Genomic DNA, 18,711 nt, shown 5'->3' on the forward strand with positions numbered 1-18,711 from the left:
CCCCGGACCGGGCCGGTCCGGGGGGTTCCTCGCGTACTTACGGACCTCGCGTCCCTCGAGTCCCTCGCGGACCTCGCTTCCCTGGCGTCCCTCGCGGACCTCGCGTACCTCGTTTCCCTGGCGTCCCTCGCGTACGAGCCGGTCCAAGGGCTCCTGGCCGGCCACCCATCCGGCCGTCGACTCGCGTCCCGGCGCCTGACGGACGTCTGCCCGGCGCCTGCCCGGCGTGCGCCGAGTGCGCCGGGGCGCGCGCTGGTAGGGCCAGTGGACAATCCGCAGATCACCCTCGGTCCCCTACTGAGGTGATCTTTCCGGTTTCGCAGCTGTGAAGGCGACATGGCGGGCGCCGACTCGATTAGGTGGATCCATGACGCATGTTTCCCCCGTCGCACCGATGCGGAGTCGCGCATGAACACCACCGTGACGCACCACCGGAGCGCGTCGGCCGCGGCGCGCCCCCTCCTCACCTGGGCTCGCGATCTGGTGACTCCGGCTTTGCGTGATGAACTGAGCAAAGTACCGCCGCCCGAGGCGCGGGTCCTCGGCTACCACCGCGGCTGGACGGAGGCGGACGGCACGCCCGTCCCAGCGGGTCCGGCCGGCGGCGGCAAGGCCGTCAGACCCGCCCTCGTCCTGCTGTCGGCGCGGGCCGTCGGCGGTACGGCCGAGGACGCCGTGCCCGGCGCGGTCGCGGTGGAACTCGTCCACGACTTCTCGCTGCTGCACGACGACGTCATCGACGGCGACCGGCTGCGCCGCCACCGGCCCGCGGCCTGGACGGTGTTCGGCACGCCCGCGGCCGTGCTCACCGGGGACGCGCTGCTGGTCTGCGCCCTGCGCACCCTCGGCCGGCTCCCCGCCCCGGCCGGGAACCTCGCCGTCCGGGAGATGCTGTCGATGCTGGCCGAACTCATGGTGGGCCAGAGCCAGGACGTGGCCTTCGAGGACCGCCGCCGGGTGGAGGTCGACCAGTACCTCGCGATGGCGGCCGGCAAGACCGGCGCCCTGATGGCCACCGCCTGCGCGCTCGGCGGCATCCTCTCCGGCGCGCCGGAACGGCGGGTGGACGGCCTGCGGGACTTCGGGCGCTGCCTGGGCGTGGCCTTCCAGTGCGTGGACGACCTGCTCGGGATCTGGGGCGTGTCCGACCGCAGCGGGAAACCGGTCGGCGCCGACATCGCGGCCCGCAAGAAGTCGCTGCCCGTGGTCGCCGCCCTGGCCGACCCGGGCGAGGCGGGCCGGCGGCTGGCCGGTCTGCTCGAACAGCCCGGCCCGCTCTCCGAGGCGCAGGTCGGCCGGGCGGTGGAACTGGTGGAGCGGGCCGGCGGGCGCGAGCGGACCGAACAGGAGGTCAGGCGGCAGACGACGGCGGCCATGCGGGCCCTCGCGCGGGCCGAACCGAGCGCCGAGGCGTACCGGCAGCTGCACGAACTCGCGCTGCTGCTCACCGGCCGGGACCACTGACCGACGGCGGCGGCGTCCCCGGCCGGCCGAGTCAGCGTCCCCGACCGGCCCATGGGTGCGTAACCAACAGCAGGCCCACGGCGTTGCCATGCAGACGCCGTGCCACCCGACTCTCCTGTCCGGGGCGTGAGCGGTGCGACCGAATCGACCTGGAACCAGATCCGACGTCATTCAGGAAAGGGCGGGGAGTGTCCGGCTGCCCTCCGGCTGTCAGCGTGTACGGCCTGCACGTCACGCGGGGCAAGCAGGTCCTGTTGCAGGACGTCAGCTTCTCCGTGCCACAGGGCTCGATCGTCGGACTCCTCGGCCCGAGCGGCTGCGGCAAGACGACGCTGCTGCGCTCACTGGTCGGGATCCAGCAGCTGTCGGCCGGGCATGTGCAGGTCCTCGGCTCCCCCGCCGGGTCCCCCGCGCTCGCCTGCCGGGTCGGCTACGTCACCCAGGCCCCCTCGGTCTACTCCGACCTGACCGTCCTGGAGAACCTCCGGTACTTCGCCGCCGCGCTCGGCATGCGGGGCTGGCGGCGGGAGAACGCCGTGGTCCGGGTCGTCAAGGAGGTGGCGCTCGCCGAGTACGCCGACAAGCTGGTCTCCCAGCTCTCCGGCGGCCAGTACTCGCGGGTCTCGCTCGCCGTCGCCCTGCTGGGCACGCCGGACCTGCTCGTGATGGACGAGCCGACCGTGGGGCTCGACCCGCTGGTGCGCCACGAACTGTGGGAGGTCTTCGCCCGGCTCGCCGAGGACGGGACGACCCTGCTCGTGTCCAGTCACGTCATGGACGAGGCCGACCGCTGCGACCGGCTGCTGCTGATGCGCAACGGGCGTCTGCTGGCCGCGGCCACGCGGGAGGACCTGCTCCGGCACACGGGCCGCGCGAGCGTGGAGGCCGCCTTCATGCACCTGGTCGCGACCGCCGCCCAGGCCGAGGCCCGTCCCCGGCCGGCACCCCAGTCCATCCCCCAACCGCTGATGAGCGACGTCGTGCCGCAGCACGACGGCCCGTTCTTCGCCTCCGAAGGTCGACGGTGACACCGCATCAGCCGATCCCCCAGTTCCGGGGCCGATCCCTTCCCTTCTCCCCCGGCATCACCGCGGCCACGGCCCAGCGCGTGCTGCTCCAGATCTCCCGGGACCGGGGCAGCGCCGCCCTGATGCTCCTCATCCCGTGCATGCTGATGGTCCTGCTGAAGCTCATGTTCCGCGACGCGGAGGAGAGCTTCGAACGGGTGGGCCCGCAGGTCTTCGGGATCTTCCCGGTCATCGTGATGTACCTGGTGGCGTCGGTCTCGACGCTGCGGGAGCGCACCTCGGGCACGGCCGAGCGCCTACTCACCCTGCCGGTCCAGCGGCTCGACATCGTCTTCGGCTACAGCCTGGCCTTCGCGTTCCTCGCGATGCTCCAGGCCGTGCTGTCCACCCTGCTCGCGATCGGCCCGCTCGGCCTCGACATCAAGGGCCCGGCGTATCTCCTCATGGTCATCGCCATGCTGGGGGCGCTGCTCGGGCTCGCGCTCGGCCTGCTGGTCAGCGCCTTCGCGCGCAACGAGTTCCAGGCCGTGCAGTTCCTGCCCGCCGGGGTGCTGCCGCAGTTCCTGGTGTGCGGGCTGTTCGTGCCGAGGGCCGAGATGCACGACGCGCTCGACGGCCTGGCCCGGGTCATGCCGATGACGTACGCGGTGCAGGCGGCCACCGAGGCGGCCACGCACGAGGGCGTCACCGGGATCTTCGTACGCGACGCCGTGCTGATCCTGCTGTGCGTCATCGGCGTCCTGGTCGCCAGCGCCGCCACGCTGAAACGCTGAAACGCTGAGACGCCGAGACACCGAGACACCAAGGCACCGAGACGCTGAAACGCTGAACGGGCCACCGGCGAGGCGGTGGCCCGTTCAGCGTCTCGGCGCGGCTCGCGGCCCCGCCGCCTCAGAAGCCGAAGCCACCGCTCCGGTTGGAGACTCCCCAGTGCAGGCCGAAGTTGCCGTTCTTGGGGATCTCGAACGGCCCGAACATGACGGGACGGTCGTGGCCCCGGCCCGGGCCGTCGAAGTCACCCATCGAGGCCGGCGCGGAGGCGGCGAGAGCCTGCGTGCCCGCGGCGCCGGTGACCAGTGCGGCCGCCAGCACGGAGACGACAGCCGCACGACGAATAACGGACATGGAAATTCCTCCTGGAAAGAGCGGAATGGGGAACACCGGCGAGCTTAGCCGTCGATTCGGCCGCCACCGGATGAAATGAGGGGCGATTCGCTCGAAGGAGGCGGGGGACGGCGCACTTGGAACATCAATATGCGTATCCCTTTTTCCGTCCGGCCCCCACCCATTTCTTTCTTTTGTACGACGGGAGTCGGGCACTCAGGCGAGATCCTCGTCCCACCACCAGGCCACCGTGGGAGCGCCGGGCAGCGGCGCCGTGGAGCGGTCGGCCGGCTCGGCGGCCCACTCGAGCGGCTCCTCGTCCATCGCGTCGGGCACCCGGCCGAGGCTCAGGTACCGCGGCACCCGCAGCCCCCACTCGGCGTTGCCCCGCACGCCGTGGCACAGACCCCCCAGATAGCGGGCGAGCTCCGCGCCGGCGCTCGGGCGGACCCGGTCGAGGAGCGTGAGGAACCGCGTCAGCACCCGGTCCCGGATGCGGGCGGCCTCCACCACGGCGTCGGCCAGGGACAGGTCCCGGTGGTGGGTCAGGACGCTGTAGACGTTCTGGTCGGCGTGCCCGCGCGAGAGCTCCTTGCGCAGGGAGTGGCGATCGTTGTCCAGGGCCGCGACCAGGATCGCCATCTCCGTCAGCGCGCGCACCGCGGGCCGGTTCAGCTCGGCGTCGGGCACCTCCGCCCCGGTCGCCAGCTCCAGCAAGGCGAAGGTCGGCTCGCCACCGCTGGACAGCAGCCGCATGGCGAGGTACTCGTCCAGGTCCGGCATCCGGCCCGCCGCCTGGTTGCCGATCTGCCAGGCGACACCCGACAGCCAGGCCCGCTGAGCCGCGAGGAAGCGGCGTACCTGAGGGGCGGTCCCGAAGGAGCGGAAGCGGCCGATGATGTCCTGCAGCGCGGGGATGTACCGCTCGCCGCCGTCGACGGCGGTGGGCGCCTCGGCGGCGCGCTGCACCGCCCCGGCGAGGGCGTTGAACTGGGCGGGGCGGGTGCTGAGCGGCCCGTTGTCGCAGCGGGCGTCGTCGAAGGCGAAGCCCCAGTAGACCCACAGCGAGGTCGCCAGGAGCCGGTCGTCGTCGGCCACCGGGGCGAAACGGCCGAAGAAGTCGGTGCTGTGCGTGGCCACCACCCACGCCCGCTCCTCCGCGTCGGCACACATGCCGCTCTCGCCGATCCAGGCGACCGCGCGTTCCTCCACTTCCCGCACCCGCGGGTGGACGGCCGATTCCAGCGGACAATAGAGGGGCGGGAGTTCCACACCCGCCAATGAGTGAGACAAAACCGGTACACCTTCCGGAGCGGCGACAGGACTCCCCCATACTCGACGCGGGAGGCCGACCCCTGAAAAGTATTCGCACGTTTTATCCGCGCACCCCTCGAAAAAGCGAAGGAATGGCGTGCGGTTGACCCGAGAAAAACGATTCCTCGCCGATTTTCCGGCGGTACGGGTGCGGGCGCCGACACGGCCGGCGACGCGGCACGACGGCGCGGCGGTCGGCGCGGCACGGCGGCGCAACAGGCGGCGGGCGGCCCGGCGGGCGGCGACCTAGGACCATCGACCGACCCGCCGACTGATCAACATCGCCCGCACCTGCTGCTAGCCTGCACTTGCATATAGCTTGCAATAAGCACCGTCGAAGGGCTCGGCACATGGCGATCTACACACTTCCGGAGCTGCCGTACGACTACGCGGCCCTGGAGCCGGTGATCAATCCGCAGATCATCGAGCTGCACCACGACAAGCACCACGCCGCGTACGTCAAGGGCGCGAACGACACGCTGGAGCAGCTGGAGGAGGCCCGCGACAAGGAGCAGTGGGGCGCGATCAACGGCCTGGAGAAGAACCTGGCCTTCCACCTGTCGGGCCACATCCTGCACTCCATCTACTGGAACAACATGAACAGCCCGAAGGACGGTGGCGGCGGCGAGCCGCTGGCCGCCGACGGGGTCGGCGAGCTCGCCGACGCGATCACCGAGTCCTTCGGCTCCTTCGCCAAGTTCAAGGCCCAGCTCACCAAGGCCGCCGCGACCACCCAGGGCTCCGGCTGGGGCGTCCTCGCCTACGAGCCGATCAGCGGCCGGCTGATCGTCGAGCAGGTCTACGACCACCAGGGCAACGTGGGCCAGGGCTCGGTCCCGATCCTGGTGTTCGACGCCTGGGAGCACGCCTTCTACCTCCAGTACAAGAACCAGAAGGTCGACTTCATCGACGCCATGTGGCAGGTCGTCAACTGGCAGGACGTGAGCAAGCGCTACGCCGACGCGAAGGGGCGCACCCCGCTCATCGGCATCTGATCACCGGGATCCGGTCACCCCGGGTCCGGTCGGACTCCTGCTCGTGATCGTCTTCTCCACCTTCACCGGGCAGGCGGATGAAAGAAGAACCCCCGCGATGACGTGAATCGCGGGGGTTCTTCCGTACGTGGTCCGGGACGCCGGCTACTCGAAGCTGGGCGCCGCCGTACGGGTGCGCTTGATCTCGTAGAAGCCCGGCGTCGACGCCACGAGCAGCGTGCCGTCCCACAGCCGCGCCGCCGCCTCGCCGCGCGGGGTCGGGGTGACGACCGGACCGAAGAAGGCGATCTCGGCGCCGTCCGGGCCGGGGACGGAGATCACCGGCGTGCCGACGTCCTGTCCGACCTTGTCGATGCCCTCCTTGTGGGAGGCGCGCAGCTCGGCGTCGTAGGTGTCCTTGTCCGCGTACTCCACGAGCTCGGCCGGCAGGCCGACGTCGGCGAGCGCACCGGCGATGGCCTCGCGGGTGGGGCCCTCGCCGTTGTTGTGGAAGCGGGTGCCGAGCGCGGTGTAGAGCTTGCCGACGACCTCGTCGCCGTGCAGCTGCTGGGCGGCGGTCACCACGCGGACCGGGCCCCAGGCCTGGGTCTCCATCATCTCCCGGTACTCCGGCGACACCTCGTCGAGCCGGTGCTCGTTCAGGACCGCGAGGCTCATCACCTTCCACCGCACGTCGACCGGGCGGAGCTTCTCCACCTCCAGCATCCAGCGGGAGGTCATCCAGGCCCACGGGCACAGCGGGTCGAAGAAGAACTCGGCGGTGGTCCTGCTCTCGGACATGTCACTCCTCGGAAGGTGGATCGGGACACCTCGCAGGGCAACGCCCCGGCCACCTGACCGCATTCCCGTGTTCCGGGTGACAGTGCCACATGGGAGGATCGGTGCTGTTTCGAACGTGCCACGAAGGAGTGACCGTGCCCGGTGAGAATCTGTCCCGCGACGAGGCCCACGAGCGGGCCGCGCTGCTGTCCGTCGACGGGTACGAGGTCGCGCTCGACCTGCGTTCGGCGGTCGGCGAGTCCACCGAGGACGTGCGCACCTTCCGCTCGGTGACCACGATCCGCTTCCGCCGCACCGGCGAGGGCGACAGCACCTTCGCTGACCTGATCGCCCCCTCGGTGAACGCGGTCACCCTCAACGGCCGCGCGCTCGACCCGGCGACCGTCTTCGACGGCTCGCGGATCGCGCTCGACGGCCTCGCGGACGAGAACGTGCTGGTCGTGGACGCCCAGTGCGCCTACAGCCGCACCGGCGAGGGCATGCACCGCTTCGTCGACCCGGAGGACGGCGAGGTCTACCTCTACACGCAGTACGAGCCGGCCGACGCCCGCCGGGTCTACGCCAACTTCGAGCAGCCCGACCTGAAGGCCCCGTACCGCTTCGAGGTGACCGCGCCCGAGGGCTGGACGGTCTGGTCGAACGGCGTGGGCGAGCAGGGCGCCGACGGGGTGTGGCGGTTCGCCGAGACGGCGCCGATCTCCACGTACATCACCTGTGTCGTGGCGGGGCCGTACCACTACGTGACGGACACGTACAAGCGCGGTGACATCGAGATCCCGCTCGGCGCGATGTGCCGCAAGGGGCTCGCGAAGCACTTCGACGCGGACGACGTCTTCCTGATCACCAAGCAGGGCCTGGACTTCTTCCACGACAACTTCGACTACCCGTACCCCTTCGGGAAGTACGACCAGGCGTTCGTGCCCGAGTACAACCTCGGCGCCATGGAGAACCCGGGGATGGTCACCTTCCGCGAGGAGTACATCTACCGCGGCAAGGTGACGCAGGCGGCGTACGAGCGCCGGGCCAACGTGATCCTGCACGAGATGGCCCACATGTGGTTCGGCGACCTGGTCACCATGGTGTGGTGGGACGACCTGTGGCTGAAGGAGTCCTTCGCCGACTTCATGGGCTCCTTCTCGCTGGCCGAGGCGACCCGCTTCACCAACAGCTGGGTGACCTTCGCCAACAACCGCAAGGCCTGGGCGTACCGCGCCGACCAGCTGCCGTCCACCCACCCGATCACGGCCGACATCCGTGACCTGGAGGACGCCAAGCTCAACTTCGACGGCATCACCTACGCCAAGGGCGCCTCGGTGCTGAAGCAGCTGGTGGCGTACGCGGGCCGGGACGCGTTCCTGGAGGGCGCGCGGCGGTACTTCAAGCGCCACGCGTACGGCAACACGCGCCTCGCGGACCTGCTGGCCGTCCTGGAGGAGACCTCCGGCCGGGACATGAAGGTCTGGGCGAAGTCCTGGCTGCAGACCTCCGGCGTCAACACCCTCACCCCGGTCGTCACCTACGACGCCGAGGGCCGGATCACCGAGCTCGCCGTGCTCCAGGAGGGCGACGAGCTGCGTCCGCACCGCGCCGCCGTCGGCCTCTACCGGACGGGCCCGGACGGCACGCTGACCCGTTACGCGCGCGCCGAGGCGGACATCACCGGCGTCCGTACGGTGGTCGCCGAACTGGCCGGCGCCGAGCGGCCGGACCTGGTCCTGGTCAACGACGACGACCTCACCTACTGCAAGATCCGTTTCGACGAGACCTCGCTCGCCACCCTGCGGGCGCACCTCGGCGACATCACCGACCCGCTGGCGCGCGCCCTGTGCTGGTCTGCGCTGTGGAACCTGACCCGCGACGGCCTCATGCCGGCCCGCGACTTCGTGAAGGTCGTCCTCGACTTCGCGGGGAACGAGACCGACATCGGCGTGCTCCAGATGGTGCACGCCTGGGCGCAGTCGGCCGTCACCCACTACGCGGCGCCGGACTGGCGGGCCGAAGGCGGGCGGCTGCTCGCCGAGGGCGGTCTGCGCGAGCTGCGGCTCGCCGAGCCGGGCAGCGAGCACCAGCTGACCTGGGCGCGTTTCTTCGCCGCCGTCGCCTCCTCGGAGGCCGACCTCCAGCTCCTGGAGCACCTGCTCGACGGCTCGGCCGCGATCGACGGCCTGGAGGTCGACCAGGAGCTGCGCTGGGCGTTCCTGGGGCCGCTGGCCACGCACGGCCGCGCCGACGAGGCGCGGATCGGCGAGGAGCTGGCCCGGGACGACACGGCGACCGGCAAGCGCCACCAGGTGCGCTGCCTGGCCGCGCGGCCCTCGGCCGCGGTCAAGGCGCAGGCCTGGGCGCAGGTGGTGGAGTCGGACGCGCTGTCCAACGCCCTGGTGGAGGCGACGATCGCGGGCTTCGTGCAGCCCTCGCAGCGCGAGCTGATCGCGCCGTACGCGGAGAAGTACTTCGCGGTGATCGAGCGGATCTGGGCGGACCGGTCCATCCAGATCGGCATGGACGTGGTGCGGGGCCTGTTCCCGGGGCTCCAGGACCGTCCCGAGACGCTGGAGGCGACCGACGCCTGGCTGGCCGGCCACCCCTCGGCCGCCCCGGCGCTGCGCCGTCTCGTCCTGGAGGCGCGCGACGACCTGGCGCGGGCGCTGCGGGCGCAGGAGTGCGACGGGCGCGCGGCCTGACCTGACGGTACGACGACGGCCCCCGGCGGACGTCTCCGCCGGGGGCCGTCGTACGCGCCGGCGGGGAGGCCCTGGCCGAGGTCCGGGCCGGTGAACCCGGCGAGAGTCCCGACCGGGGCCGTCGGCGAGGGTGGTCCCGGCCGGGGCCGTCGGAGGCGAAACCGCTGTTCATCGGCACTCGAACGCGCGTACTTTAGTGCGGGCTTGTCCCGGATTGTCGACGGGCGTGTAACAGCGGTTAATCGCGATGCGGACGACGGAAGACCGTCGGCATGAACCACAACACCCCCGACGCCGCCCCCGTCTCCCCCCTCCCCCACGCCGGCACCGACCGGTTCCGGGAGGCCCTGCGCCACGTCCGCGGCGAGGCGATGATCACCGGCCTCGCGGCGCTCTCCCTGCACCGCTTCGCCTCCGCTCCCCCGCCCGGCCTGATCGACCGGGTCGACGTCCTCGTGGCCCGCACCCGGCGGCTGCGCTCCACCGGCCGCGTCCGGGTGCTGCGCACCGCCGAGCTCCCGCAGCCGACCGAGATCGACGCGCTGCCGGTGGCCCCGGTGCCCCGCGCCCTCGCCGACGCCGTCTCGGCCCTGTCCGACGCGGGCGTGGTACGCCGGCTGCTGACCGAGGCGGTCAGCGGCGGCCACTGCGAACCCGGCGCGGTGGTACGGGAGTTGAGCCGCGCCCGGCTGCTCACCCGCCCGCACGTGGTGGACGCGGTGGACTCGCTGCTCGCCGAGGGGCGGGCGATCGCCGAGGAGCGGCTCTACCGGATGGTGCGCGAGTTCGGGCTGCCGGACCCGCTGTGGAACGTGGACCTGCGGCTGCCGGGCGGCCCGCACCTGGGCGGCCTGGACGCCTACTGGCCGGATCAGGCGGTCGCCGTGGAGCTGGACACCCGGGCGCCGCGGCAGGACGACGACGCGCTGTGGTCGGAGTACACGCGCAAGCGCGAGCACCTGGAGCGGCTCGGCATCACCGTCGTCCACCTCACCCCGCGCAAGCTGCGCGAGGCGATGGACCAGCAGGCGACCGTGGTCCGTACGGCCCTGATGGCCGCGTCCGACCGGCAGCCGGCCGCCTACGTCGTCGTCCTGCCCCGCTGAATCCCCCGCCCCCGAACGCCCCTACTTCTTCGGGGCCGTTCCGCAGAACTCGGCCTCGATCACGCTCTGCGTGTCGCCGGTCCAGTCGGCGTTGATGTTCGCGGCGAGGGAGTGCTCGCCGTCACGAGTGGCGTACGCCTCCGAGAGGGAGCCGTGGATGCCGCCGCCGTGCCCCCAGACCTCCTTGCCGCAGCTGAGCTTCTGCCACGCGATCCCGAGCCCGTAGCGGAACTGCGGGTGCTGTGCGGAGACCGGCAGCGTGGTCGTCAGCTCGCGCATCTCGGCCTTCGGAAGCAGCCGGCCCTTCAGCAGGGCGCGGTAGAAGGTCTGGAGATCGTTTCCGTCCGAGATCATCTCGCCCGCCGCGTGGGCGAGGGAGGGGTTGAGCTCGGTGACGTCGTGGACGGTCGTGGCGCCCGGGTCCTCGGAGAGCTTCGAGTACGCGCGGGAGTGCGGCTTCGGCATCGAGGCGTCGGTGCCGGGGACACTGGTGGCGCGGAGCTTGAGCGGCTTGACGATCCGGTTCTCCACCGCCTTGCCGTAGGGGCGGCCGGTCACCTTCTCGATCACCATGCCGGCCAGGACGAAGTTGGTGTTGGAGTAGTTCCAGGAGGTCCCGGGCGCGAAGTCCGGTTCGTGGGCCATGGCGACCTCGACGAGCCGCTGCGGCGACCAGGTGTCGTAGCGGTGCTGGAGGAAGCCGGGGCCGAAGGTCTTCTGCTGGAAGGCGGGGTCCTCGGTGTAGCTGTAGATGCCGCTGGTGTGGTTGAGCAGCTGGCGCACGGTGATCTTCCGGCCGTCGTGGCCGTGGCCGCTGACCACGCCGGGCAGCCACTTCTCGACCGGGTCGTCGAGGTCGAGCCGCCCCTCGGCCTGGAGCTGGAGCAGCACGGTGGCGACGAAGGTCTTGGTGATGGAGCCGACCCGGTAGCGGTCGTTCCCCTTGCGCTCGCCCGCGGTGCCGGTCCAGCGGTCCTTGCCGTCGCGGGCCTTCGCGACCGCGCCGGGCACGCCCGCCGCCACGGCCGCCTCCAGGGCCTGCTGGGTGGCGGCGTGGCCCGTCTTCGGCGGGGCGGCGGCGACGGCGGGGGCGGCGAGCGCGGTGGCGGCGAGACCGGCCACGAGCGCGGCGGCGAGGACGGTGCGGGTGGTGCGTACGGCTGACATACGGGCTCCCCTGATCGTTTGCTGCGGTCGCAGGAGAGGACCACGGGAGGCGAGCGGCGGGTTGAGGACACTTCGAACGGTTGAGCCGTTTTCAGCCGTTCGTCGGATCGGAGAGAGGAGAGTGGCCCAGGGGCGGCCGGTCGCGCCAGAGCTGGAGGCCGACGTCGACGAGCTCGACCCGGGCGAGGGAGGGCACCAAGTCCAGGGGGTGCCAGGCGGCGAGGTCGGTGGATCCGCCCTGCTCGGGGCGGAGTTCGCCGCCGGTGACCCGTGCCTCGTAGAGGATCCGCAGGCCCTGCCAGTCGAGCGGCCGGCCGAGCCGGGTCGTCCGGTCGGGCCGCCGGATGGAGTCGATGCCGAGCAGCGCGAGCGGCTCGGCGACGTACCCCGTCTCCTCCTCGACCTCCCGTACGACGGCCTCGACCGGCAGCTCCCCGTGGTCCATCCCGCCGCCGGGCAGCGTCCAGAGCTTGCGCCCGTCGCGCGTCACCCAGCGGGCGAGGAGTATCTCGCCGTCCCGCACGCACACGGCGTAGGCCGCCACCCTCAACTCGGTCTGCATAGAGGGGAGATTAGAGCCAGTACGCGGGGTAGCGGCGGCCCGTCGCGCGGGCGCCGGCCAGGCCCGTGGCGACGAGGAGGAGGGCGGCGAGGGCGAGCAGGGCGAGGAAGGACCAGAACGGCGGGTTCTGGAGGGTGACGATCACGGCGGTCGCCGCGGCCGGGGAGTGCGGGGTGCGGGCGGCGGCCATCACGCCGAGGGCGAGGCCGCCGGCCAGGGCGGCGCCCCAGGGGCCGGGGCCGGTGACCGCGAGGACGCCGAAGCCGGTGAGGGCGGACAGGAGCTGGCCGCCGACAACCGAGCGGGGCTGGGCGAGCGGCAGGTCGGGCGCGCCCGCGACGAGGGCCATGCTGGCGGCGAGCGGCGGGATGAGCAGCGGCTCGTGGAGGAGGGTGCCGACGGCGACCAGCAGGAGCAGGGCGGTGACGCTGACGGCGGTGGAGGCGAGCAGAACGCGCGGGGCGGGGCGGACGGGGCGCGCGGGGGCCTTCGCGGGTGCGGGCGCCTTCGAGGGTGTGGTGGCCGGCGGGGCCGTGGTCATGGGCGGTCCTTGGCGTCGGGGAGACGGGGCGGCGGGGGGAAGGCGTCGGCGGGGGCGGTTCCGGTACGGGGCCGGTGCTCGGGAGAGGCGTCGGGAAAGGGCGCCGGTCGGCAGGGAAGGTCCCGGGAACGGGCGTCGGGCGGGGCCTGGGAGCGGGCCTCGGGGACCGGCCTGGGACGAGGCCCGGGAACGGGCGTCGGGTACGGCGATGGGCAACCGGCTCAGAAGAGCGGCGGGTTCGCCGGGGAGTAGTCGGGCGCCGACCAGCGCAGCGGGCTCGCCCCCGGGGTCTCGGTCACGTGGTCGAGGCGGAAGCGGACGACCCGGGAGCCGTCGGTGCCGTACTCGGTGCGGGCGCGGCCCGAGAGCCGCAGGGTGGTGCCGGTTTCCCAGTCCAGGAAGAGCAGTCCGGCGCGGCCGTCCGCCTCCAGGTTGCCGAGGGTGAGGAACATGGCGTTGCCCGGATAGTCGGGCCAGCTCAGCTCGGTGGGCGAGGCGAGGGCGACGAAGCCGGGGTTGCCGCCGCGGTGGCTCGCGTCGACGCCGTCGGGCGCGCCGGTCGCCACGAAGAAGGTGTCGGCGGCACGGATCAGGCGCTGCTGGCCGGGGGTGAGCGCCGTGCCGTGCCGCACGGCACCGTCCTCGGGGCCGGGGGCGTCGGCGAAGCCGTACAGCTCCCGCTTCTGGAGGTACTTGGGGCAGTTGGAGAAGACCTGCTCGGCCTCGACGGTGAAGCCGCGGGCGCTGCGGCGGGCGGTGCCGTTGAGCCGCATGCGGCGGCGGGTGCGCGGGTCGAGGGCGATCGTGCCGACGGGGGCGCCGTCGGGCGTGCCCTCGGGGAGGGCGGCCGCCACGGAGACGGTGTGGGGGCCGGTCGCGCGGACGAAGCCCGGGCGGCCGGTGAGCAGGTGCGCTCCCATCCGCCCGCCGGCGTCGGCGGCGCCGAGCACCAGCATGGGCTGCGCCTCCAGGAAGGCGGCGGCGATCGGGCGGATGCCGGGGCCGATGGAGCGGCCCACGTGCTCGGCGAGCCGCCGGACGCCGACGCGGTCCTGCACGGCGAGGGAGCCGGGGTGGTAGGCGGTCACGGACACGGGGCCTCCGGGGGTGCGGGCGGGTGGGAGCGAGGGGCTGGTTCTAGAAGAAGCCGCAGGTCGGCGCAGCCTCCGTGGGGGCCTCGGCACCCTCCGCGCCGCTGGGGACCGAGATCTCCAGGCGGGTGCCGTCCGGGTCGTGGAAGAAGATGCCGCCCGAGGCCGCGCCCTCCGCGTGGGCGACGACGCCCTCGTACGCGAAGTCGGTGCCGCGGGCCTTCAGTGCGGCCTCGGCGGCGCGCACGTGGTCGATGGACTCGGCCTGGAAGGCGAGGTGGTGCAGACCCGCGCGGCCGGAGTCGTACGCGCCCTCGGCCTGCTGCCAGAGCGTGAGCACGAGCCGGCCCTCCTGGCCGAGGAAGGCGTAGCGGCGGCCCTCCTCCTTGCCCTCGCGCAGCACCTGGAAGCCGAGGACGTCGGCGTAGAAGCCGAGCGAGCGCTCCAGGTCGGTGACGTTGAGGCCGATGTGGCCGGTGGTGAGCGTTCCGACGGACGGCATGGCGGTTCCCCTCTCGTGGCGGTCGCCCCACAGCCGGGGCTAACCGTTCAATTGGACTTTAAGGGTTAGAGGCGAGCGCACGCAACCGGTCACGTACCCTTGAGGGGTTAGTCAGGGTTCACGTCATCGAGGAGGCGCGCCCGCCATGACCGTCACCGACCCGCGGCCGCTCACCGGCGAACCCGTCTCCCTGGACCTGCTCAACACCCGCTGGAACCAGGACGGCGTCCGGCAGGACCTGCTCGACGGCACCGAGGGGCTCGCCGTCTGGCTGGCCGCCAACGGGCTCGACGACCGCTTCACCGCCGACGCCACCACCCTGCGCCACACCCTCACCGCCCGGGACGCCCTCGCCGCCCTCGTCGACCGGCCCGGCGACCCCGAGGCCACCGCCCGGGTCGACGCGGTGCTCGACCACGGCCGCATCCGGGCCACCCTCACCCCCGAGGGCCCCGGCGAGGAGCCGGAGTTCGCCGATCCGGCCTGGGGCCCGGGCTGGACCGCGGCGCGCGACTACCTCGATCTGCTGCGCACCCACCCCGACCGGATCCGCGCCTGCGCCCACGAGGCGTGCATCCTCCACTTCTTCGACACCTCGCGGAACGGCACCCGCCGCTGGTGCTCGATGGCGGCCTGCGGCAACCGGGCCAAGGCCTCGCGCCACTATGCCCGTACAAAGGACAACTAGTCCCGACAGCCGCCGCCCGAACACCTCGTCACATCGTCCCCCTTGAGGGCGTTTCGTCCCCCGTGGCGCATGTCCCACGGTGGCGGATGTGTGCCATGGACACATTCCGCCGCCCGGTAACTCTCCCCAAACCCCTGTCTCTTGCGAAAGGCTGAGCGGTCATCCGGTACCGAAATCCGGACCCTCTCTTTCACAAACAGGGATGTAAATGACCACCCCCGAAACCCAGAGCTCCATACCCGGGCGCTCGACCCCCGGGACCAGACGCGCGGCCCGCATCGCCGCCGCCGCCGGACTCGTGACCGCGCTGGTCGCGACCGGTGCCGCCCCGGTTCTGGCCGCCGAGGACCCGGCGGCCGCCTCCCCGGTGAAGACCGCGGACACCGCCGACAAGCTCGGCGCCACCGACGCCCAGCGCCTCAACGAGGCCGAGGCGGCCGGCGAGAAGAACGTCACCGTCCTCGTCGCCACCGCCCCCGGCGCCACCGAGCAGGTCGCGGGCCAGCTCGACGCCGTCCCCGGCGCCTCCGTCGGCAAGCGGGACGACAAGCTCGGCTACGTCCGCGCCACCCTGCCGACCGGCAAGGCCGAGGCCGCCATCAAGGCCGCCACCAAGCTCTCCTCGGTCCAGTCGATCGACCTCCAGGCCGAGATCCCGCTCGACGACCCGACCCCGGACGCGGGCACCGCCGGCGCCGTCGAGGGCACCACCGTCACGCGGACCTACCCGGCCCCGGGCAGCGGCACCCCGGCGAAGAACCCGTACAACCCGTCCCACGAGACGGGCGCCGTCGACTTCGTCGAGGACCACCGCAAGGCCGACGGCCGCGGCGTGACCATCGGCGTCCTGGACTCCGGTGTGGACCTCGGCCACCCGGCCCTGCAGAAGACCACCACCGGCGAGCGCAAGATCGTCGACTGGGTCACCGCCACCGACCCGCTGACCGAGGGCGACGCCACCTGGCGCGCCCAGATCACCCCGGTCACCGGCCCCGTCTTCACCGCGGCCACCCAGAGCTGGAAGGCCCCGGAGGGCTCCTACCAGTGGAGCCGCTTCAGCGAGTCGATCACCGCGGGCGGCGACCCGGCCGGTGACATCAACCGCGACGGCGACACCACCGACGTCTTCGGCCTCCTCTACGACCCGGCCGCCGGCACCGTCCGCGTCGACTCCGACCAGGACAACGACTTCACGGACAACGAGCCGATGAAGCCGTACAAGGACGGGTACCAGATCGGCTACTTCGGTACCGACAACCCGGCCACCGAGGTCGTCGAGCGCACCCCGTTCGTCGTGGAGATCCGCAAGGACGTCCCGATGGACCCGCTGGGCGGCAGCTGGGTCGGCCAGAAGCGCGACTTCGTCAACGTCGGTCTCGTCGAGTCCTCGCACGGCACCCACGTCGCCGGCATCACCGCCGCGCACGGCCTCTTCGGCGGGAAGATGAACGGCGCCGCCCCCGGCGCGAAGATCGTCTCCTCGCGCGCGTGCACCTGGACCGGCGGCTGCACCAACACCGCCCTCACCGAGGGCATGGTCGACCTCGTCGTCAACCGCGGCGTCGACATCGTCAACATGTCGATCGGCGGCCTGCCCGCGCAGAACGACGGCGACAACGTCCGCGCCCGCCTCTACACCCGTCTGATCGACGAGTACGGCGTCCAGCTGGTCATCTCGGCCGGCAACTCGGGCCCCGGCATCAACACGATCGGCGACCCCGGCCTGGCCGACAAGGTCGTCTCGGTCGGCGCGGCGATCTCCAAGTCGACCTGGGCCGCCAACTACGGCTCGGCCGTCGAGAAGTCGTACGCCATGTTCCCCTTCTCCTCCCGCGGCCCGCGTGAGGACGGCGGCTTCACCCCGACCATCACCGGTCCGGGCTCGGCCGTGAACACCATCCCGACCTGGCAGGCCGGCTCCGGCGTGCCCGAGGCCGGCTACACGCTGCCCGCCGGTTACGGCATGCTCAACGGCACCTCGATGTCCTCCCCGCAGGTCGCGGGCGCCAGCGCGCTGCTGCTGTCGGCCGCGAAGCAGAAGGGCATCGAGCTCTCCCCGCTCACCCTGCGCACCGCGCTCACCTCGACCGCGAAGCGGATCCCGGGTGTCGCCGCGCACGAGCAGGGCTCGGGTCTCATCGACATCGAGGAGGCCTGGGAGTCGATCAAGGACGGCGCCACCGCGCACGACTACAAGGTCGAGGCCCCGGTCGACACCGCGATCTTCCCGGCCCCGCACACCGGCACCGGTGTCTACGACCGTGAGGGCGGCCTCAAGGTCGGCCAGAAGAAGGTCTACGACGTCACCATCACGCGCACGAGCGGCCCGGCCCGGGCGATCGAGCACGAGCTGGAGCTGAAGTACAACGACGGCACCTTCAGGATCCTCGGCGACGACGAGATCGACCTGCCGCTGAACAAGCCGGTCACCGTCAGGCTGCAGGCCCAGGCGAAGACCGCCGGCGTGCACAGCGTGATCCTGGAGGCCGACGACGAGCGCACCGAGGGCGTCGACAAGCAGATCCTCGCCACCTCGGTCGTCGCGAGCAACCTGGTCGCCCCCGGCTACGGCTTCTCCGCCACCGGTACGGTCCAGCGCAACAGCCACAAGTCGTACTTCGTGACCGTGCCCAAGGGCGCCAAGTCCCTCGAGGTCGCCATCGGCGGCCTGAAGGAGAAGAGCCAGACCCGGTTCATCGCGATCCACCCGTACGGCGTGGCCATCGAGTCGACCGCGTCCAACGTGTGCTACCCGCACTACAACCCGGCGAACACCTGCCGTCCGGACCTGCGCTCGTACGCCAACCCGACCCCGGGCGTCTGGGAGATCGAGGTCGAGGCGCGGCGCACCTCGCCGAACCTGGACAACCCGTACAAGCTGGACGTGTCGGTGCTCGGCGCCTCCTTCGACCCGGCGGTCCAGGCGGTCGCCGAGGCCAAGGTCGGCACCCCGGCCGCCGTCGAGTGGACCGTCACCAACGAGTTCGCCGCCCTCGACGGCAAGCTGAAGGGCGGCTCGCTGGGCTCGGCCAAGGTCGAGACCCCGACGATCCGGCACCACGAGAAGCAGACCAAGACCGTCACCATCGGTGAGGGTGTGGAGCGGCTCGACGTGGCGATCGGCAACACCTCCGACAAGGCCGCCGACCTCGACCTCTCGGTCAAGCTGAACGGCAAGGTCGTGGGCTCGTCCGCGGACGGCGACTCGGAGGAGTCCGTCACGCTGGTCAAGCCGGCGCCGGGCACGTACACCATCGAGATCGACGGCTACTCCGTCCAGGCGGCCGAGGGCACGACCTTCGACTACCGGGACGTGTACTACTCCGCCGCGCTCGGCAGCGTCCAGGTCGACGACACCAAGACCTACCCGCTGGCCAACGGCGCGTCCGCCAAGGTCGCCGCCCAGGTCCTGGTCGCCGGTGCCGCCCCCGAGGGCCGGCAGTTCTTCGGCGAGGTCCGGCTGCTGAACGCGCGCGGCACCGCCGCGGGCGCCGGCAGCGTCGTGATCGAGAAGGTCACGCCGTAACACGGATCACATCCCGGCTTGGGACACCACGGGGGCGGGCGCCGAAACCGGTGCCCGCCCCTTTGGCGTCTTAGCGTCTCCCGGCGCCGTCCCGCCCCTCGGACAATCGATTGGACAAGGCGCCCCGGGCCACACGCATCATGGATGCGGCACCACCCT

General features: G+C 72.0%; 16 protein-coding genes. 8 read left to right on the forward strand and 8 right to left on the reverse strand.

From position 1 onward, the window contains the following. Positions 1-408: 408 nt before the first annotated feature. From ABTZ91_RS05570 to ABTZ91_RS05580, 3 genes are all read left to right on the forward strand, one after another. Positions 409-1,464 carry a polyprenyl synthetase family protein gene (locus tag ABTZ91_RS05570; protein ID WP_352075826.1) on the forward strand — a complete coding sequence of 352 codons (1,056 nt, stop codon included), beginning with the start codon at positions 409-411 and terminating at the stop codon, positions 1,462-1,464. Between the two features lie 215 nt (positions 1,465-1,679). Then, a complete protein-coding gene (locus ABTZ91_RS05575; RefSeq protein WP_352075827.1) occupies positions 1,680-2,492 on the forward strand; it encodes an ABC transporter ATP-binding protein in 813 nt (270 codons plus the stop codon). Further along, positions 2,489-3,265, forward strand: coding sequence for an ABC transporter permease (locus ABTZ91_RS05580; protein WP_352075828.1), 777 nt, complete (start codon positions 2,489-2,491; stop codon positions 3,263-3,265). Before ABTZ91_RS05575 ends, ABTZ91_RS05580 begins: the two co-directional genes overlap by 4 nt. Before the next feature lie 118 nt (positions 3,266-3,383). On the opposite strand, the gene ABTZ91_RS05585 is transcribed toward ABTZ91_RS05580, so the two are convergent. Both ABTZ91_RS05585 and ABTZ91_RS05590 read right to left on the reverse strand, forming a co-directional pair. Continuing rightward, entirely contained in the window at positions 3,384-3,617 is a 234-nt protein-coding gene (locus tag ABTZ91_RS05585) for a hypothetical protein (RefSeq protein ID WP_352075829.1), read from the reverse strand. A 195-nt stretch (positions 3,618-3,812) separates the two neighbouring features. Further along, positions 3,813-4,868: a terpene synthase family protein gene (locus ABTZ91_RS05590; RefSeq protein WP_352075830.1), complete on the reverse strand. Its 1,056-nt coding sequence runs from the start codon at positions 4,866-4,868 to the stop codon at positions 3,813-3,815. Between the two features lie 392 nt (positions 4,869-5,260). Between ABTZ91_RS05590 and ABTZ91_RS05595 the strand changes: the two genes are divergently transcribed. Continuing rightward, the gene (locus ABTZ91_RS05595; protein WP_352075831.1) at positions 5,261-5,905 is read left to right on the forward strand and encodes a superoxide dismutase; all 645 of its coding nucleotides are present in this window, start codon (positions 5,261-5,263) and stop codon (positions 5,903-5,905) included. A gap of 144 nt (positions 5,906-6,049) precedes the next feature. Here ABTZ91_RS05595 and ABTZ91_RS05600 read toward each other — a convergent pair whose 3' ends face one another. Next, a complete protein-coding gene (locus ABTZ91_RS05600; RefSeq protein ID WP_352075832.1) occupies positions 6,050-6,685 on the reverse strand; it encodes a DsbA family protein in 636 nt (211 codons plus the stop codon). Positions 6,686-6,819: 134 nt separating this feature from the next. On the opposite strand from ABTZ91_RS05600, the gene pepN reads away from it, so the two are divergent. Next, positions 6,820-9,369, forward strand: a complete 2,550-nt coding sequence (gene pepN / locus ABTZ91_RS05605; RefSeq protein WP_352075833.1) for an aminopeptidase N — start codon at positions 6,820-6,822, stop codon at positions 9,367-9,369. A 272-nt stretch (positions 9,370-9,641) separates the two neighbouring features. Beyond that, entirely contained in the window at positions 9,642-10,475 is an 834-nt protein-coding gene (locus ABTZ91_RS05610; protein ID WP_352075834.1) for a hypothetical protein, read from the forward strand. A 21-nt stretch (positions 10,476-10,496) separates the two neighbouring features. Here ABTZ91_RS05610 and ABTZ91_RS05615 read toward each other — a convergent pair whose 3' ends face one another. From ABTZ91_RS05615 to ABTZ91_RS05635, 5 genes are all read right to left on the reverse strand, one after another. Beyond that, positions 10,497-11,642, reverse strand: a complete 1,146-nt coding sequence (locus ABTZ91_RS05615; protein WP_352075835.1) for a serine hydrolase domain-containing protein — start codon at positions 11,640-11,642, stop codon at positions 10,497-10,499. A 91-nt stretch (positions 11,643-11,733) separates the two neighbouring features. Continuing rightward, positions 11,734-12,204 carry an NUDIX domain-containing protein gene (locus tag ABTZ91_RS05620; RefSeq protein ID WP_352075836.1) on the reverse strand — a complete coding sequence of 157 codons (471 nt, stop codon included), beginning with the start codon at positions 12,202-12,204 and terminating at the stop codon, positions 11,734-11,736. Positions 12,205-12,214: 10 nt separating this feature from the next. Further along, positions 12,215-12,745, reverse strand: coding sequence for an HPP family protein (locus tag ABTZ91_RS05625; protein ID WP_352075837.1), 531 nt, complete (start codon positions 12,743-12,745; stop codon positions 12,215-12,217). 221 nt (positions 12,746-12,966) lie between these two features. After that, complete coding sequence (locus tag ABTZ91_RS05630) at positions 12,967-13,833, reverse strand: pyridoxamine 5'-phosphate oxidase family protein (protein WP_352076042.1); 867 nt, start codon at positions 13,831-13,833, stop codon at positions 12,967-12,969. Between the two features lie 49 nt (positions 13,834-13,882). After that, a complete protein-coding gene (locus ABTZ91_RS05635; RefSeq protein WP_352075838.1) occupies positions 13,883-14,338 on the reverse strand; it encodes a VOC family protein in 456 nt (151 codons plus the stop codon). Between the two features lie 145 nt (positions 14,339-14,483). On the opposite strand from ABTZ91_RS05635, the gene ABTZ91_RS05640 reads away from it, so the two are divergent. Beyond that, positions 14,484-15,026, forward strand: a complete 543-nt coding sequence (locus ABTZ91_RS05640) for a CGNR zinc finger domain-containing protein (protein ID WP_352075839.1) — start codon at positions 14,484-14,486, stop codon at positions 15,024-15,026. A gap of 208 nt (positions 15,027-15,234) precedes the next feature. Continuing rightward, positions 15,235-18,552, forward strand: coding sequence for a S8 family serine peptidase (locus ABTZ91_RS05645; protein WP_352075840.1), 3,318 nt, complete (start codon positions 15,235-15,237; stop codon positions 18,550-18,552). The last annotated feature ends 159 nt before the right edge of the window (positions 18,553-18,711 follow it).

The organism is Streptomyces sp. NPDC126499 (assembly GCF_040302485.1).
GTDB lineage: Bacteria > Actinomycetota > Actinomycetes > Streptomycetales > Streptomycetaceae > Streptomyces.

What these genes read in the sequence shown, in the direction of transcription:
- ABTZ91_RS05585 (WP_352075829.1), bottom strand. Translation starts at nt 3,617, where the DNA reads ATGTCCGTTATTCGTCGTGCGGCTGTCGTCTCCGTGCTGGCGGCCGCA.
- ABTZ91_RS05610 (WP_352075834.1), top strand. Translation starts at nt 9,642, where the DNA reads ATGAACCACAACACCCCCGACGCCGCCCCCGTCTCCCCCCTCCCCCAC.
- ABTZ91_RS05620 (WP_352075836.1), bottom strand. Translation starts at nt 12,204, where the DNA reads ATGCAGACCGAGTTGAGGGTGGCGGCCTACGCCGTGTGCGTGCGGGAC.
- ABTZ91_RS05625 (WP_352075837.1), bottom strand. Translation starts at nt 12,745, where the DNA reads ATGACCACGGCCCCGCCGGCCACCACACCCTCGAAGGCGCCCGCACCC.
- ABTZ91_RS05595 (WP_352075831.1), top strand. Translation starts at nt 5,261, where the DNA reads ATGGCGATCTACACACTTCCGGAGCTGCCGTACGACTACGCGGCCCTG.
- ABTZ91_RS05645 (WP_352075840.1), top strand. Translation starts at nt 15,235, where the DNA reads ATGACCACCCCCGAAACCCAGAGCTCCATACCCGGGCGCTCGACCCCC.
- ABTZ91_RS05615 (WP_352075835.1), bottom strand. Translation starts at nt 11,642, where the DNA reads ATGTCAGCCGTACGCACCACCCGCACCGTCCTCGCCGCCGCGCTCGTG.
- ABTZ91_RS05640 (WP_352075839.1), top strand. Translation starts at nt 14,484, where the DNA reads ATGACCGTCACCGACCCGCGGCCGCTCACCGGCGAACCCGTCTCCCTG.
- ABTZ91_RS05570 (WP_352075826.1), top strand. Translation starts at nt 409, where the DNA reads ATGAACACCACCGTGACGCACCACCGGAGCGCGTCGGCCGCGGCGCGC.
- ABTZ91_RS05635 (WP_352075838.1), bottom strand. Translation starts at nt 14,338, where the DNA reads ATGCCGTCCGTCGGAACGCTCACCACCGGCCACATCGGCCTCAACGTC.
- ABTZ91_RS05600 (WP_352075832.1), bottom strand. Translation starts at nt 6,685, where the DNA reads ATGTCCGAGAGCAGGACCACCGCCGAGTTCTTCTTCGACCCGCTGTGC.